Genomic DNA, 15,274 nt, shown 5'->3' with positions numbered 1-15,274 from the left:
CGAGGCGGCGCTGCTGGCCGGCCTCCTGAAGGCGCCCTCGCGCTACAGCCCGGTCAATGATGCCAGCCGCGCGGCAGCGCGGGCCACGGTCGTGCTCGACCTGATGATGCAGACCGGCCGCATCACCGAGGCCGAACGCGTTGCGGCTGCCAGCACGCCGATCCGCGTATCGCGCGGTGCTTCGAGCCCGGGCGCGCAGTATTTCATCGACTGGATTTTCCCGTCCGTCCGCGAAATCGCCGGTCCCAGCCATGGCGATCTGGTGGTGCGCACGACGCTTGATGTGGATGCCCAGCGCGCTGCTGAAGCCGCTCTGGAGGGCGTGCTGGCCGATCCGGCCCGCGCCGCCGGGGTCAGCGAGGGTGCACTGGTCTCGCTGGCGCATGACGGGTCCGTGCGTGCCATGGTCGGCGGGCGGTCCTATGTCCGTTCGCAATTCAATCGCGCGATCCTGGCCAGCCGGCAGCCCGGCTCGGCCTTCAAGGCCTTCGTCTATGCCTCGGCCTTCGAAGCCGGCCTGTCGCCGGACGATGTGCGCGACGACCGGCCGGTGCGTGTCGGCGACTGGGAACCGCAGAATTACAACGACACCTATCGCGGCGAGATGACGCTGCGCGAAGCCTTTGCCCGCTCGTCCAATTCCATCGCCGTGCAGATCGCCGAAGAGACCGGCCGGGGCCATGTTGCGCGGCTGGCCCGGCGGCTCGGCGTGTCCAGCCCGATGCGGGTCGACCGTTCGCTCGCGCTGGGCGCCTACGAGGTCACGCCGGTCGAGCTGGCGGCGGCCTATGCGCCCTTCGTCAATGGCGGTTACCGCGCCGAGGCCTATGGCATCGCTGCCATCGAAACGGCCGGGGGCGAACCCCTGTTCGCCGTGCCCGAAGATCCCGGCGACCTGGTTCTGGACCAGCGTACGGCGGCGCGCATGCACGATCTGATGCTGACCGTGGTGCGCGAGGGAACCGGCCGCAATGCGGCGGTGCCCGGCCTGACGACCGGTGGCAAGACGGGCACGACGAACGAGTTCCGCGATGCCTGGTTTGCCGGTTTTGCCGGCGATCTGGTCACGGCGGTGTGGACCGGCAATGACGACAATGCCCCGACCCGCGCGACCGGCGGCGGTCCGCCGGCCCGGATTTTCAGCGCCTATATGCGCGCCGCGCCCCGCCAGGGGCTGGGGACGGAGCGGCTGCCGGCCGCAAGCCCGGCGGAGCCGGTGCCACCGCTTCCGGCCCCCCGACCCGAGCCCGAAGCGCAGCGGGAGACGGAAGACCCCATCGGTGCCTTCCTCGCCTCCCTGGGGGGACGCGGCGGGGAGTAATCCCCGGCCCGGTGACCCGGATTTCAAGGACGTGTCGTGATCGCGGTGTTAAACTCGTGCGCGAGGGACCGCATCGACACCTATTCCTGAAAGAGAGGGGATCACATGACAAATCAGCTCCTGTCAGCCGTTGCCGCAGCCGGCTTTGCGGCCCTGCTTCTCCCGCACGGTGAGGCACAGGCCCAGAACCGCGCGGCGGCCGAGGCGGCCATCGAACGCATGGGGTTCGCACGGGACGGCGACAGCGTCAGCTATGCCCGCGCCGACTGGTCCCGGGGCCGCTACATCCTGTCCGATGTCGTCATCCGCGATCTCGACGTGAAGGGCGAGGACACCGATATCGACGGTCCCGAGGAAATGCGTGTCGAGCGGCTTATCTTCGATGCGCCGCGCCTGGATACTGCCGGCGATGTCATGTTTGACGGCGTCGCCCTGGAAGGCGTTTCGGCGAGCGATGCCGACGGTGAGGGCATGATGCGGATTGCCCGGATTTCCGTCGACGAGCCCAATGCCGCCTTCGTGCGCGATCTGGTGCGCGTCTTTTCCGGCGAGGACGGGGATTTCGATCCCGACTGGTCGGACTACCGCTTCGCCTCGGCCGGTTTCGAAGGCTTCAGCGTGACCGGCGAAGACGAGGGCGGCCCCTTCGATATCGCCATCGAGCAGTTCGTCATGCAGGACTATTCCGATATCGAACTCGGCCGCATTGCCCTCATGGGGCTGCGGGTCGACGGGTCCTCGCAGAGCGGTCCGGTAACGGTGCGCCTGGACGAGTTTTCGCTCACCGGGTTCCAGTCCGGCGCCTATTCCGACCTGATGGACACGATCGCTGCGGGCGGTGACGAGAATGCGGTGATGAGCGCCTATTACGGCTCGCTGACGCCGCAGGTGGACGTATTCGACCGCTTCGCCATGCGCGGTTTCCTGGCCGATGCCGAAGGCGTCCACCTCGCGCTGGACAATATGACCGCCCGGATCGAACAGTCCGGTTCGCGGTATATCACGCAAATGTCTCTGGATTCGATGCGTCTCATTCCCGATGCGGCGAAGGAATCCGGTGCGCAGCTGGCCATGGGGCTGGGCATGCTGGGCTATGAACAGCTGGAAGTGCGGATGCAGTCCCACGGCATATACGACGAAGCCACGGGCCGGGCCTGGACCGAGGGCGAGAACTTCATCGAGCTGACCGACGGTCTGCGCATCGAGATGAACCAGGATGTCGGCGGCTACAACGAATATTTCGAGGCGCTGCCCGAGTTTGCGGCCTCGATGGAGGCCGGCGCCGGCGAGGAGGCCCAGGCCGATGCCGCGCTGAAACTCATGGCGCCGATCGTGCTGCATAACATCTCCCTGCGCCTGGTCGACATGTCGCTGCTCGACCGCGCGCTGGATGCCGGAGCCGCGGCCCAGGGCGTCACCAGGGAAGAATTGCGGATCCAGACGGGCGCCATGGCTGCCATGGGCCTGATGGCGGCACCGCCGGAGGTGCCCCGGCCCATGCTGGCGCAATTGTCCACCGCGCTGACCGAATTCATCAATCGGGGCGGCAGCCTGACCATCGACATGTCGCCGCCCGAGCCGATCTCCGTCGGCACGATCGTCGAACAGGTCGAGGCGGGCACGTTCGACTATAACGCGCTCGGCCTGAGCTTCACCGCCGAAGGGCCCTAGCCATACAGGCGCTCACGGCAAAAAGCCCGGCGGCATCCGCTGCCGGGCTTTGTCATGGCGATGCGGTGCAAGTTGCGAAAAACCGCAGACCCTAGCGCCGGGCCAGGGCCTCGGCGCCCTGTTCGCGCATGAAGGCCTTCATCTTCGGGGCGATATGCTCGCGGAACCGGCGGCCGTTGAAGACGCCGTAATGGCCGACATCGGGCTGGATCCAGTCCATCTGCAGCCCTTCCGGCAGGCGAGAACACAGCGTGTGCGCGGCCTGGGTCTGGCCGATGCCGGAGATATCGTCATTCTCGCCCTCGACGGTCAGCAGGGCGATATCGGTAATGGCGGACGGATCGACCGGCTTGCCGTGATGCAATTGCTCGCCGCGCGCCAGTTTGTGCTCCTGGAACACGTCGCGAATGGTCTGCAGGTAGAATTCCTCGGACAGGTCCATCACCGCCAGATACTCGTCGTAGAAGGCACGGTGCTTTTCCGCACTGTCGCCATCGCCCTCCACGAGGTGGGTGAAGAAGTTCCAGTGTGCATCGACATGCCGGTCGAGATTCATGTTCATGAAGCCGGCGAGCTGCAAGAAGCCCGGATAGACGCGGCGGAAGGCGCCCGGATTGGGGGCCGGCACGGTGTGGATGAGATTGCCGGCGAACCAGTCATAGGGTTTCTCCTCGGCCAGCTTGTTGGGCACGGTCGGGGACAGCCGGGTGTCGATGGGCGAGCCCATGAAGGTCATCGAGGCCGGGCGGGCGGGATCCCCGTCCTGGGCCATCAGGGAGATCGCCGACAGGGTCGGCGGGCCGGGCTGGCAGACCGCGACCACATGCACGTCGGGTCCCAGAAAGGCAATCATCTCGCGGATATAGGCCGCAAAATCGTCAAGATCGAACCGGCCTTCGATGACCGGCACCATGCGGGCATCGATCCAGTCGGTGATATAGACGTCATGATCGGGCAGGAAGGTTTCCACCGTGCCGCGCAGCAGCGTGGCGTAGTGGCCCGACATCGGGGCGACGAACAGGACTTTCGGATCCGGCGTATCGCCGCGCGCCGCCATCAGCGCATCGTGGTCGCGTTCGAAATGCAGCAGGTTGCACCAGGGTTTTTGCCAGACGGCGCGTTCGCTCACGCCCACGCGCCGGCCGTTGATCTCGGTCTCCTCCAGCATCCATTCCGGCTTGCCGTAGCGGCGGGTGACGCTTTCGAACAATTCGGCGGCAGCCGCCATGGTGCGCCCGGCAATGGTCTCGCCCATCGGATTCCAGGGTGCCCGCAGGGAGCGCCGCGTCGCATTCGCGGCGGCGCGCCATGGCGTCATGGCCATCCGGTTGAACTCGTACATGGAGTAGAGCATGACGTCTCCTGTGGGCCCGTCCTGCAAGGGACGCGGGGGCGGGCCGTGTGATGCTGCGCTAGGATGCGCCCTCTTCCTCAAGGAAGTCTTGCAACCGCGCCGCCATGGCTTGCGGATCGGTGCCGTGGGTGAAGATGTCGACGAATTCGCCTTCGCCATCCATCAGATAGACGATGGAGGAATGGTCCATCAGATAATCGCCCGCCTCTTCGGTTTCGGCGCGGCGATAGACGATGCGGTAGGCTCCGGCGGCCTCGGCAATCTGTTCTTCCGTCCCGGTCAGGCCGACAAGGCCGTCGGGGAAGGCCGGCGAGGTCACGTATCGGGCCAGTTGTTCCACCGTGTCGCGCTGGGGGTCGACCGTGATCAGGACGGGCTGGATACGGGCCCGCTCCGCGGGATCGAGCTGGTCCAGGGCGGCGCCCATGATCTGCAGCGAGAAGGGGCAGATGTCCGGGCAGTAGGTATAGCCGAAATAGATCAGCATGGCCCGGCCGTGAAAATCCGCGTCGGTCACGGTCGTGCCGGTATGGTCGACCAGGGTGAACGGGCCGCCGATATCGGCCTCTCCGCTGACACGCACCCCGGCCCGGCGCTCGACCGGATCATTGTTCGCGGTCAGCATCAGGGTGAAAAACGCGATCATCATCACCGCGGGGGCGGCAATCAGAAGCCAGATCAGGGGACGCGGCATTCGGACTCCATCGACTATCCGGACCCGGAAGAAGCATGCTAAGCCCGCCGGGCAAGGATGCTGCAGATGCGAAGGTAGGATGGCGCGGCCCGCCTGTCCATGCCGGGGCGCTGCCGGAGCGGGACGATCATGCGTGATGCGGACTGGGACCCTTATGGCGGCGACGCCCAACTGACACCGGTTTTCGGCCGGCTGAGGCTGCGTACGCTGGTGATGCTGCGCTGGCTGGCTGTGGCGGGCCAGACCGTGACGGTTCTGGCGGTTCACTTTGTCGTGGGCTTCGAGCTGCCACTGGGCTTTTGTCTCGGCGTGATCCTGGCCAGCGCCTGGATCAATACCTGGCTCACCCTCTCCGTGCCGCCGCAAAAATTCGCCCGCGACTGGGAGGCGTTCGCCCAGCTGGGCTATGACGTGATCCAGCTGTGCGTCCTGCTGATGCTGACCGGCGGTCTGCAAAACCCTTTCGTGGTGATGCTGGCCGCGCCTGTCACCATTGCCGTGGCCGCCCTGCCGCCGCGCTGGTCGCTGGGCGTGGGCGCGATCGCCATGGCCGGCACGGGCGCGATGTGGCTGTGGAGCCTGCCCCTGCCCTGGTTTGCCGGCGAGCGGATCGATCTGCCCTGGGTCTATGTGCTGGGCCTGTGGTCGGCCATCTTTATCGCTGTGGCGTTCACGGCGGTCTATTCCTGGCGTGTCAGCCAGGAGGGCAAACGCATGGCGACGGCCCTCGCCGCCACGCAGAGCGTCCTGTCCCGCGAACAACGGCTCTCCGCGCTGGGGGCCCTGTCGGCCGCGGCGGCGCACGAGCTGGGTACACCGCTGGCGACGATCCAGCTGACCGCCAAGGAAATGCTGCGCGACCTCAAGGACAACGAGCTTTTGCGCGAGGATGCCGAACTGATGGTGACCCAGGCGCGGCGCTGCCGGGATATCCTGAAACGTCTGAGCGAAGTGCCGGCGGTTTCGGACATCCGTCACGACCGGGTCGAATTCCTCGCCGCCCTGGAGGAGGCCAGCGCGCCGTTGCGCGGCCTGGGGCCGGAAATCGGCGTGCGCCTCGGCGACGGGCACGGCTCGGAGCCTCCGGTTCTGCGCCGGATGCCGGAAATCCTCTACGGCATCGGAAACTTCATCGAGAACTCCGTCGATTTCGCGCAAACGCGCGTGATCGTCGAGGGGCGCTGGGACGCGGGCAATGTCTATATCCGCGTGAGCGACGACGGGCCGGGCTTCCCGCCTGACATTCTCTCCAAGATCGGCGAGCCCTATATCACTACCCGTTCGGGCACGCCGGGCCAGGGCGGTCTGGGCCTGGGGGTTTTCATCGCCAAGACGATGATCGAAAACTCCGGCGGTGTCGTAAGGTTTTCAAACGCCGGCCAGGGCGGCGGCGCGGTGGTCTCGATCCGCTGGCCGCGCAAACAGGTAGAGGCGCCGCCCGCTCTGGGCTAGTAGAGGTCAAATGTCGCAAATCATCACGAGGTCGGACGCGTGAGCGAGATCGAATACGAGCTTCCTGCAGACAAGTCCCTGCTGATTCTGGACGATGACGCCCCTTTCCGCACGCGGCTCGGCCGCGCGATGACCAGCCGGGGATTTGTGGTCTCGGCCGTGGGTTCCGTCGACGAAGCCAGGGAAGTGGCCAAGGCCAATCCGCCGGCCTTTGCCGTTCTGGACCTGCGCCTGCAGGACGGGGACGGGCTGGACGTGGTCAAGGCGCTGCACGCCTCGCGCCCCGATTGCCGGGTGGTGATGCTGACCGGATACGGCAATATCGCCACCGCCGTCGCCGCCGTGAAGGCGGGGGCCGTGGACTATCTCTCAAAGCCCGCTGACGCTGACGACATCATCAAGGCGCTGCTCGCCCATCCCGAAGACAAGCCGGAACCGCCGGAAAACCCGATGTCCGCCGATCGCGTGCGCTGGGAGCACATCCAGCGCGTCTTCGAACTGTGCGACCACAATGTCTCGGAAACCGCCCGCCGTCTGAACATGCACCGGCGGACACTGCAGCGGATCCTGGCGAAGCGCGCTCCGCGCTAGGATCCAGCGCAGCCGGGCCGCGATCACCGGGCCGTTCAGGTCAGCTTCCTGAGAGCCCGAAAGAACTCCCGCTTCTCGACATTCGCATCGCCGTTCGCATGGAAGTGCTGGATGTGCGGCCCCTCGTTGTGATGCCGTTGTTGGTCGGCTTCGCTGGCCCAATGCTCGATCAGCACGAACTGGCCGGGTTCGGACAGTGACTCGAACAGGTCGTAGGCCAGATTGCCTTCTTCTTTGCGGGAAGCCTCCACAACCGCAAGAATGTCATTTCGCAACTGGTCGGCGGTGCCGGGCTTGGCAACAAGCCCGGCAACGATATGAAAATCAGACATGATCCAGGGTTCTTTCCTTGGACTTGGCACGCGATTCTGCGGGAGTTTGTGTTTCGTCGCGGCGCTCGGCCATGTCGTAGGTGAACTGGATCGAGGGTGTGCCGCCGGTCTCGATGAAGAGGTCGATGAATTGCGGGACGGTTTCCGACCGGCTCCAATCGCGCTGGAGCTCGCAGAACAATTGAACCGTCGAGATCAGATTGCCGCCGGCCTGTTCAATGCGATGCAGGGCCGCCTCGTGGGCTTCCACCGATGTCCCGCCCACTGCGTCCACCGGCACATAGACCTCAAAGCCTTCGGCGAGTGCGTCGAGAGCCGGGAAGGTCAGACAGGCCTCGGTCCACAGCGCCGTCATGATCAATTTCTTGCGGCCTGCCGCCTTCACGGCCTTCTTGAATTCCACATCTTCCCAGCTGTTGATCGTGGTGCGGTCATAGGTCGGATACTGGCCGAGCACCCGCTGGATGTGGGGCACCGGAGGCTTGTTGAGACCGGTCTTCACATTGACCGTGGAGTGGATGATTGGCAGTCCATAGACATCCGCTGCCTTGCAGCAGCCGACGATATTGTTGAGCATCAACTGCCGGTCCATTGAAGCGATGGAGTTCACCTGAACGGGCTGGTAGTCGATGATGATGAATGCAGAATTCTGGGGTGTCAGAAGGCGGTCCCTGCCGGGGTCCCGCTTGGTTTCACTGGTCATGGCGTGCTTGCCTCCAAAGTAATCTGGTTTTTCGCCTCCTCGATTGATGGGTGGTCCCCGAACGGCGGCCAGCCGATTTGAGCGAACGAGTCGGCACCAGTCTTGGAGCGAATAGTTTCCCCGTCGCGGGATCGGTGTGACCTCCGGCGTTCAGATGGCGCAATCCGCCAGTCTGCCTGGTTTTCAATCGAGTACTCTACGCCGCTTTGCCGCCGGGAGCGGACCCGGATTCGTGCAGCATCAGCGCGTTGGCGCCGACATCAGCTGCCGCCTTGGAGTAAAGGGCATTGTACAGAAATGCCGGTCCGAAGGCGCCCTGTCATACTACTGCAGTGGGCAGTTCCGTGCAATGGAATTGGCGGTCACGCCAAACGGTATCGCAATCGCAAACCATACGGCGCGGGGCGCCAGCGTGCAGGTTTCCGCTGCCTCAATGCCGCCGCGCGTCTTCCTCGGCCGGGGCGGCGTGGGCGAAGCCGTAGATCGGGCCGCCATGGGCGCCCTGCAGGATGGCCACGGTGCCGTAGCGGCGCATGCTTTCGCCCATGAAGCTGGCTTCGCCGCCCGACCATGAACCCAGATAGGTCAGGCTTTTCACCATGTTGTAATGCGGCATGTCGAGGCCCTCATTCTCGCCGGCGCCGATCTCGACCATGGCCCAGCCGGGCGCATAGGCGGCCAGCCACACATCGAGGTTTTCTTCGGGCGCCTCGCCATCGACATGCACCACGAAAGCGTTGAAGGGACCGTCCTCGATGGTGATGGTGGGACTGGCGGGCATGGCGCACAGGCGCTCCTCGACCGCCGCGATCACCTTGTCCCGGTTCCAGCCCGGCGCGTCGTTCATTCCGTCGACGACGAATTGCGGTGTGTAGAGGCGGGCGACGTCGAGATGGGGCAGATACATGCGCTGGCGCTGCACGTATTCCGGCCGGGCATAGGTATCCACCCAGCCATACATGTCCCAGTAGGAGACCGCATAGGCGAGAGCGAAGACATTGTCGTGCCGGTCGATCTCGCCCAGGAAGGTATTGGCGTCGGGGCACAGCGGGCAGCCCTGGCTGGTGAACAATTCCACCAGGACCGGGCGTTCCGACCAGCAATCGGCTTCGGTATCACTGTCATGATCGCGATCCTGGCCGCCGGCCCAGGCGGGGCCGGCCAGCAATGCGGCGATCAGCAGGGTGACGAGCGGTCTCAGCATACCGTCTAGATAATCAGCCCCGTCCGCGCCTGCCAATCAAATGGCCGTGACGCGGACGTTGAGCGCCGACCATCCTTCCCCTTGACGGGGAGTGAGGCGCGGTCCGCGCAGCGGACGAAACGCTCCGGGGGAGCGTTTCGAGCAAGGAACGGCCGAGGCGAAGCCCCGGGTCGGAAGGGGTGTTGCACGGCGCCTGCAAGTTCACGTGCCTCGCCTCCACCCCCTCCACCGCAGCGAAGCTGCGGTCCCCCTCCCCCAACAAGGGGTAGGATGGCGTGCGATAGCCGCCGGATCGTCCTAGTCCCGCGCCAGGTTGCGCAGCACGTAGTGCAGGATGCCGCCATGGCGGAAATATTCCAGCTCGTTCTCGGTATCGATCCGGGCCCGGGCCTTGGCGGTCTTGGTCTCGCCGTTCGGGAAGGCAATCTCGACCGTCATCGCCGCGCGCGGCTCCAGCGTTTCCACGCCGCGAATGGTGACGGTCTCGTCGCCGGTCATGCCCAGGGCTTCCCAGGACTGGCCATCCTCGAATTGCAGCGGCAGCACGCCCATGCCGATCAGGTTGGACCGGTGGATGCGCTCGAAACTCTCCGCGATCACGGCCTTGACGCCCAGAAGGCGCGTGCCCTTGGCCGCCCAGTCGCGCGAGGAACCGGTGCCGTATTCCTTGCCGCCGAAGACGACGAGCGGCGTGCCCTCGGCCTGGTATTCCATGCAGGCATCGTAGATGTCGACCTGATTGCCGTCCTTCTTCGTGAAGCCGCCCTCGACCCCGTCCAGCATCTTGTTCTTGATGCGGATATTGGCGAAGGTGCCGCGCATCATCACTTCGTGATTGCCGCGGCGCGAACCGTAGGAGTTGAACTCCAGCACCGGCACCTGGTGTTCCTGCAGGTAGCGGCCGGCCGGGCTGTCGGCCTTGATCGAGCCGGCCGGGGAGATATGGTCGGTGGTGATCGAGTCGCCGAACAGGCCCATGATCCGGGCGTTCACGACATCGCCGGGGCTTTCCGGCTCCATCGTCATGCCTTCGAAATAGGGCGGGTTCTGCACATAGGTCGAGGTGTGGTCCCAGGCATAGGTGAGACCGCCGGAAACCTCGATTCCGGCCCAGGCATCGTCGCCCTTGAACACATTGGCATAGCGTTTGGCGAACATGTCCGGGGTCACGGCGGCGCGGACCACGTCGGCGATCTCCGCCGAGGAGGGCCAGATATCCTTCATGTAGACGTCATTGCCGTCCTTGTCCTGGCCGATCGGATCGGTCACCAGGTTGACCTTCATCGAGCCGGCCAGGGCGTAGGCGACCACCAGCGGCGGAGAAGCCAGATAGTTGGCGCGGACGTCGGGGGAAATCCGGCCCTCGAAATTGCGGTTGCCCGAGAGCACCGAAGTGGCGACAAGATCGTTTTCGTTGACGGTCCTGGAGATGGCCGGCGGCAACGGGCCGGAATTGCCGATACAGGTGGTGCAGCCATAGCCGACCAGGTTGAAACCCAGCGCGTCCAGGTCGTCCTGCAGGCCGGCCTTTTCCAGATAATCGGTCACCACCTGGGAGCCCGGCGCCAGAGACGTCTTCACCCAGGGCTTCACCTTGAGGCCCTTTTCCAGCGCGTTGCGTGCGAGCAGGCCGGCGCCCAGCATGACGGACGGGTTGGAGGTGTTCGTGCAGGAGGTGATGGCGGCAATGGCGACATCGCCATTGGTGAAGACATAGTCCTCGCCCTCGACCGGAGCGGACTTGTCCAGCTCGCCCGGCTTGCCGTATTCCTCGGCCATCGTGCGGGCAAAGCCCTCGGCGGCCTTGGAGAGTTCGATCCAGTCCTGCGGACGCTTGGGACCGGAGACGGCCGGTTCCACCGTCGACATGTCCAGGTGCAGCGTGTCGGTGAAGAGCGGCGCGTCGGTGTATTCCGGACGGAACATGCCCTGGGCTTTGGAATAGGCTTCCACCAGGGCCACGCGCTTGTCGTCGCGGCCGGTGGCCCTGAGATAGTCCAGCGTCTCGTTATCGACCGGGAAGAAGCCGCAGGTGGCGCCGTATTCCGGCGCCATGTTGGCGATGGTGGCCTCGTCCTCCAGGGAGAGATGGTCCAGGCCCTCGCCGTAGAATTCGACGAACTTGCCGACCACGCCCTTCTTGCGCAGCATTTCCACCACTTTCAGCACGAGGTCGGTGGCGGTGGCGCCTTCCGGCATCTTGCCGGTCAGCTCGAAACCGATGACTTCCGGGATCAGCATGGAGACCGGCTGGCCCAGCATGGCCGCCTCGGCCTCGATCCCGCCGACACCCCAGCCCAGCACGGCCAGGCCGTTGATCATCGTGGTGTGGCTGTCCGTGCCCACGCAGGTATCGGGATAGGCGACGGTTTCGCCGTCCTCGTCCCGGGTCCAGACGGTCTGGGCCAGGTTTTCCAGATTGACCTGGTGGATGATGCCCGTGCCCGGCGGTACGACGCGGAAATTGTCGAACGCCTTGGCACCCCATTTGAGGAATTTGTAGCGCTCGCCATTGCGCTGGTATTCGCGCTCGACATTCTTCCTGAAACTGTCGGCATGGCCGAAATTGTCGACCATGACCGAGTGGTCGATCACCAGATCCACCGGCACCTGCGGATTGATGCGCTGGGGATCGGCGCCCAGCTTGCCCGCGGCATCGCGCATGGCGGCAAGGTCGACAACGGCCGGCACGCCGGTGAAGTCCTGCATCACCACGCGGGCCGGGCGGTAGGCGATCTCGTGCTGCGAGGTGCGCGTGCTCAGCCAGGTGGCCATCGCCTCGATATCGGCCTTGGTGACGGTCTTGCCGTCCTCGAACCGCAGCAGGTTTTCCAGCAGCACTTTCAGCGAGGCAGGCAGGCGCGAAATGCCGGTCAGCCCGTTCTCTTCGGCGACCTTGAGGTCGTAATAGGTATAGGTCTCACCGGCGGCGGTAAGGGTGCGCTTGCAGGAAAAACTGTCGAGAGAGGCCATATGCGTCGTCCTCGTAGGGCAAAAGGGCCTGCCAAGGCCCGGTGGGAGGGTGGCCGGATTCGAAGTGGCCATATGTTTTGGCGGGGTTTTAACCGGAGTGCGGGCGCGCTGCAATGCGGCGTTCCGGTCGTTGACGGATGGGGCCGCCTCGGGCGACATGCGGTGAATGACCACCGCTCTTGCCGATCTTCCCGCCATGCCCGCGCTCCTGCCCGCCGCACTCGATGTGGCCGGGCTGTCGCTGTCGCGCGGCGAGGTGAGGCTGATCGCGGATCTCGACCTGGCGCTGGCGCCCGGCGACGCCCTTCTGCTCACCGGTCCCAACGGCACCGGCAAGACGACGCTGTTGCGGGCACTTGCCGGTTTCGTCCGCCCGGATAGGGGCGCGGTAACACACGAGGGCGAGCCGGCCGACACGATCGGCTGGCTGGGCCATGCCGACGGGCTCAAGCCGAACGAGACGCTGCGCCAGGCACTGCGCTTCTGGGCCGGCCTGCACGGCACGCCGCGCCACGCGATCCTGCCGCTGCTGCGTCTTCTGGCCATCGATGCGCTGATCGACCGGCCGGCCGGACACTTGTCGCGCGGCCAGCAGCGCCGCGCCGCGCTGGCACGCGTCGCCCTGACCGGTCGCCCGCTCTGGCTGCTCGACGAACCGGCCGGGCCTCTCGACGGGGCCGGCCGGGAACGCCTGGCCGATCTGGTCGGCTGGCATCGCGGCCGCGGCGGAATTGTCATTGCCGCCACGCATCAGGTGCTGGACTGGCCCGGCGCGAAAACCCTGGCCCTGAGAGCGGCGGCATGAGCGGCCTGGCATCCGTTTTTGCGCGCGAGGCCCGGCTGGCCTGGTCTGGTGGGGGCGGTCCGGCGGGACCGGCAGCCTTTTTCCTGGCGGCCATCACCCTGGCCCCCCTGGCCATCGGACCGGCACCCGAAGTGCTCGCTGCGGCCGGGCCGGGCCTGATGGGGTTTGCCGCCCTGCTCTCGGTGCTGCAATCGGCCGAACGCCTCTATGGCGACGATTTCGCCGACGGCACGCTGGATCTCTACGCCCTGACGCCGATGGGCCTGCCGCTTCTGTGCCTGGCCAAGACGCTGGGCCAGGGCCTGGCCACGCTCTGGCCGCTGCCGGCCATCGCGCTGGCGGGCGGGCTGATGTATGGCGTGCCGGTCCAGGCCAGCCTGATGCTGGCTGCAGCGCTGCTGGCGGCCATCCCGGCCCTGGTGCTTTTGGCAGGATTTGCGGGTGCGCTGGCAGCCGGCGTGCGCCGCTCCGGCCTCCTGATCGCGCTGATCGCGGCGCCGCTGATGGTGCCCGTGCTGATCTTCGCCGCGGGCGCCGGCCGGTCGGGTTTCGAGGGTGACGAGCGCGCCCTGGCCAATCTGGGCCTCACGGCCGCCCTCTCCCTGGGCGCCATCGCCCTGACCCCTTTCGGGATTGCAGCCGCTGTAAGGAGCCGGTTGGGGTGACTGTCCTCCCCAACCGGCGTCGGGGAGGAATTCGCCGTCACCATTCGCCGCACTTGCCGCTGGCGCAACGGGCCAGTAAACCGCTGCCATGCTGTCCTACTTCTCCAACCCCCAGCGTTTCGACGGTCTGGCCCGGCGGGCGATCCCCGTGCTGGGTGTCTTGACCGTGCTGCTGCTGGCGGCCGGCGTGTGGCTGTCCTTCTTCGGCTCGCCGCCGGACTACCAGCAGGGGGAAACCGTGCGGATCATGTATGTGCACGTGCCCGCGGCCTATATGGCGATGGCGCTCTATGCGGCGCTGGCGGGGGCGAGTTTCGTGTTTTTCGTCTGGCGCCATGCGCTGGCCGACGCCGCCGCCGAGGTGATCGCGCCCATCGGCGCCGTCTTCACCGTGCTGGCCCTCGTCACCGGGTCGCTCTGGGGCAAGCCGATGTGGGGCACGTGGTGGGAATGGGATGCGCGGATGACGTCCGTGCTGGTCCTGCTGCTGGTCTATCTCGGCTATATGGCGCTGCGTGCCGCGCTGGAGGATGCCCAGCAGGCAGCCCGCGCCGGGGCGGTGCTGGCCATGGCCGGCGTGATCAATCTGGTGATCGTGAAATTCTCCGTGGAATGGTGGTCCTCGCTGCACCAGCCGGCCTCGGTGATCCGTTTCGATGGTCCCACCATACATGCCTCCCAGCTTTGGCCGCTGGCGGTGATGGCGCTGGGTTATACGATGCTGGCCGCCTGGCTGGTCTTCTATCGCCTGCGCTCGCGGGCGCTGATCCAGCGGGCGCGCCAGACCGAACGCCGCAAGCTGCAGGCGGCGCGCCAGGCGCAGTCGACGGAGGGCGGCCTGACGTGAGCGATTTTCTCGCCATGGACGGTTATGCGGCCTTCGTCTGGCCGGCCTGGGGCCTGTCAGCCCTGGCTTTGAGCGCGCTGGTCGTCTTTGCCTTCGCCGAGCGCCGGGCCGCCGCCGCGCGCTTGCGCCGGCTGGAGGAGGACGAGGCATGATGCGGACGATCCGCATTGCGGCCCTGCTGGCCCTGACGGTGCTGGCCGGTGCCCTCGCCTGGCAATGGTATCAGACCCGTCAATCCCCGCGCGAACCCCTGCCGGCGCTCGCCCTGGAGCCGCTGGAGGGCCGCGAGGGTTTCGATCCGGCCGGGATCGGCGAGGCCTATCTGCTCAATGTGTGGGGCTCATGGTGTGCGCCCTGCCGTATCGAACATCCCGTTCTGATGGCCCTGCAGGCCGAAGGCATCGCGATCTACGGCATCAACTGGCGAGATCATCCCGACGACGCCAATGCCTTTCTCGACGAGCTGGGCAATCCCTATGCCGGCATCATGCAGGATGTGAACGGGGCGTCGGCCCGGGCGCTGGCCATTTCCGGCGCTCCGGAAACGCTGGTGATCTCGCGCGATGGCGACATCCTGGTGCGCTGGCCGGGCCCGATCACGGCAGACGTGCTGCGCAACCGGATCTACCCGGCACTGGAGCGCGAGGCCCGGCGCCGCTAGA

The 15,274-nt window shown here is 66.0% G+C and carries 14 protein-coding genes and 1 pseudogene; 9 read left to right on the top strand and 6 right to left on the bottom strand.

What is annotated here, in order from left to right:
- Together Q1U94_RS10550 and Q1U94_RS10545 are read left to right on the top strand one after the other, a co-directional pair.
- A partial coding sequence (locus tag Q1U94_RS10550; RefSeq protein ID WP_300544258.1) for a penicillin-binding transpeptidase domain-containing protein occupies positions 1–1,321 on the top strand: 1,321 nt, incomplete at its 5' end.
- Between the two features lie 105 nt (positions 1,322–1,426).
- Positions 1,427–2,992 carry a hypothetical protein gene (locus Q1U94_RS10545; protein WP_300544256.1) on the top strand — a complete coding sequence of 522 codons (1,566 nt, stop codon included), beginning with the start codon at positions 1,427–1,429 and terminating at the stop codon, positions 2,990–2,992.
- Between the two features lie 91 nt (positions 2,993–3,083).
- Here the strand turns inward: Q1U94_RS10545 and phaZ are convergent, their stop codons facing one another.
- Both phaZ and Q1U94_RS10535 read right to left on the bottom strand, forming a co-directional pair.
- On the bottom strand, positions 3,084–4,346 hold the full coding sequence (gene phaZ, locus Q1U94_RS10540; RefSeq protein WP_300544254.1) for a polyhydroxyalkanoate depolymerase: 1,263 nt from the start codon (positions 4,344–4,346) through the stop codon (positions 3,084–3,086).
- A 58-nt stretch (positions 4,347–4,404) separates the two neighbouring features.
- Positions 4,405–5,040 carry an SCO family protein gene (locus tag Q1U94_RS10535; RefSeq protein WP_300544252.1) on the bottom strand — a complete coding sequence of 212 codons (636 nt, stop codon included), beginning with the start codon at positions 5,038–5,040 and terminating at the stop codon, positions 4,405–4,407.
- Between the two features lie 129 nt (positions 5,041–5,169).
- Between Q1U94_RS10535 and Q1U94_RS10530 the strand changes: the two genes are divergently transcribed.
- Both Q1U94_RS10530 and Q1U94_RS10525 read left to right on the top strand, forming a co-directional pair.
- The gene (locus Q1U94_RS10530; protein WP_300544250.1) at positions 5,170–6,492 is read left to right on the top strand and encodes an ActS/PrrB/RegB family redox-sensitive histidine kinase; all 1,323 of its coding nucleotides are present in this window, start codon (positions 5,170–5,172) and stop codon (positions 6,490–6,492) included.
- Positions 6,493–6,531: 39 nt separating this feature from the next.
- A complete protein-coding gene (locus tag Q1U94_RS10525) occupies positions 6,532–7,083 on the top strand; it encodes an ActR/PrrA/RegA family redox response regulator transcription factor (protein WP_300544248.1) in 552 nt (183 codons plus the stop codon).
- A gap of 35 nt (positions 7,084–7,118) precedes the next feature.
- Here Q1U94_RS10525 and Q1U94_RS10520 read toward each other — a convergent pair whose 3' ends face one another.
- The 4 genes and pseudogenes from Q1U94_RS10520 to acnA all read right to left on the bottom strand — a co-directional run bounded on the left by Q1U94_RS10520 (position 7,119) and on the right by acnA (position 12,295).
- The gene (locus tag Q1U94_RS10520; RefSeq protein ID WP_300544246.1) at positions 7,119–7,415 is read right to left on the bottom strand and encodes a putative quinol monooxygenase; all 297 of its coding nucleotides are present in this window, start codon (positions 7,413–7,415) and stop codon (positions 7,119–7,121) included.
- Positions 7,416–7,479: 64 nt separating this feature from the next.
- Positions 7,480–8,118, bottom strand: a pseudogene (locus tag Q1U94_RS10515) (hydrolase); the annotation flags it as partial.
- 430 nt (positions 8,119–8,548) lie between these two features.
- Positions 8,549–9,322, bottom strand: a complete 774-nt coding sequence (locus Q1U94_RS10510; RefSeq protein WP_300544242.1) for a DUF1223 domain-containing protein — start codon at positions 9,320–9,322, stop codon at positions 8,549–8,551.
- A gap of 297 nt (positions 9,323–9,619) precedes the next feature.
- Positions 9,620–12,295, bottom strand: coding sequence for an aconitate hydratase AcnA (acnA, locus tag Q1U94_RS10505; RefSeq protein ID WP_300544240.1), 2,676 nt, complete (start codon positions 12,293–12,295; stop codon positions 9,620–9,622).
- A gap of 166 nt (positions 12,296–12,461) precedes the next feature.
- Between acnA and ccmA the strand changes: the two genes are divergently transcribed.
- From ccmA to Q1U94_RS10480, 5 genes are all read left to right on the top strand, one after another.
- Positions 12,462–13,100, top strand: coding sequence for a heme ABC exporter ATP-binding protein CcmA (gene ccmA, locus Q1U94_RS10500; protein WP_300544237.1), 639 nt, complete (start codon positions 12,462–12,464; stop codon positions 13,098–13,100).
- Positions 13,097–13,765: a heme exporter protein CcmB gene (locus Q1U94_RS10495; protein WP_300544235.1), complete on the top strand. Its 669-nt coding sequence runs from the start codon at positions 13,097–13,099 to the stop codon at positions 13,763–13,765. Before ccmA ends, Q1U94_RS10495 begins: the two co-directional genes overlap by 4 nt.
- A gap of 88 nt (positions 13,766–13,853) precedes the next feature.
- Positions 13,854–14,612: a heme ABC transporter permease CcmC gene (gene ccmC / locus Q1U94_RS10490; protein WP_300544232.1), complete on the top strand. Its 759-nt coding sequence runs from the start codon at positions 13,854–13,856 to the stop codon at positions 14,610–14,612.
- Complete coding sequence (gene ccmD / locus Q1U94_RS10485; protein WP_300544230.1) at positions 14,609–14,764, top strand: heme exporter protein CcmD; 156 nt, start codon at positions 14,609–14,611, stop codon at positions 14,762–14,764. Before ccmC ends, ccmD begins: the two co-directional genes overlap by 4 nt.
- Positions 14,761–15,273, top strand: coding sequence for a redoxin family protein (locus Q1U94_RS10480; RefSeq protein WP_300544228.1), 513 nt, complete (start codon positions 14,761–14,763; stop codon positions 15,271–15,273). Before ccmD ends, Q1U94_RS10480 begins: the two co-directional genes overlap by 4 nt.
- Position 15,274 lies beyond the last annotated feature (1 nt).

Origin of the sequence: Maricaulis sp. (assembly GCF_030149515.1) — a bacterium.
In the GTDB taxonomy this organism is placed as follows: Bacteria; Pseudomonadota; Alphaproteobacteria; order Caulobacterales; family Maricaulaceae; genus Maricaulis.
This window is presented reverse-complemented; position numbering and strand designations above follow the sequence as displayed.

What these genes read in the sequence shown, in the direction of transcription:
- Q1U94_RS10545 (WP_300544256.1), top strand. Translation starts at nt 1,427, where the DNA reads ATGACAAATCAGCTCCTGTCAGCCGTTGCCGCAGCCGGCTTTGCGGCC.
- phaZ (WP_300544254.1), bottom strand. Translation starts at nt 4,346, where the DNA reads ATGCTCTACTCCATGTACGAGTTCAACCGGATGGCCATGACGCCATGG.
- Q1U94_RS10535 (WP_300544252.1), bottom strand. Translation starts at nt 5,040, where the DNA reads ATGCCGCGTCCCCTGATCTGGCTTCTGATTGCCGCCCCCGCGGTGATG.
- Q1U94_RS10530 (WP_300544250.1), top strand. Translation starts at nt 5,170, where the DNA reads ATGCGTGATGCGGACTGGGACCCTTATGGCGGCGACGCCCAACTGACA.
- Q1U94_RS10520 (WP_300544246.1), bottom strand. Translation starts at nt 7,415, where the DNA reads ATGTCTGATTTTCATATCGTTGCCGGGCTTGTTGCCAAGCCCGGCACC.
- Q1U94_RS10510 (WP_300544242.1), bottom strand. Translation starts at nt 9,322, where the DNA reads ATGCTGAGACCGCTCGTCACCCTGCTGATCGCCGCATTGCTGGCCGGC.
- acnA (WP_300544240.1), bottom strand. Translation starts at nt 12,295, where the DNA reads ATGGCCTCTCTCGACAGTTTTTCCTGCAAGCGCACCCTTACCGCCGCC.
- ccmA (WP_300544237.1), top strand. Translation starts at nt 12,462, where the DNA reads ATGACCACCGCTCTTGCCGATCTTCCCGCCATGCCCGCGCTCCTGCCC.
- Q1U94_RS10495 (WP_300544235.1), top strand. Translation starts at nt 13,097, where the DNA reads ATGAGCGGCCTGGCATCCGTTTTTGCGCGCGAGGCCCGGCTGGCCTGG.
- ccmC (WP_300544232.1), top strand. Translation starts at nt 13,854, where the DNA reads ATGCTGTCCTACTTCTCCAACCCCCAGCGTTTCGACGGTCTGGCCCGG.
- Q1U94_RS10480 (WP_300544228.1), top strand. Translation starts at nt 14,761, where the DNA reads ATGATGCGGACGATCCGCATTGCGGCCCTGCTGGCCCTGACGGTGCTG.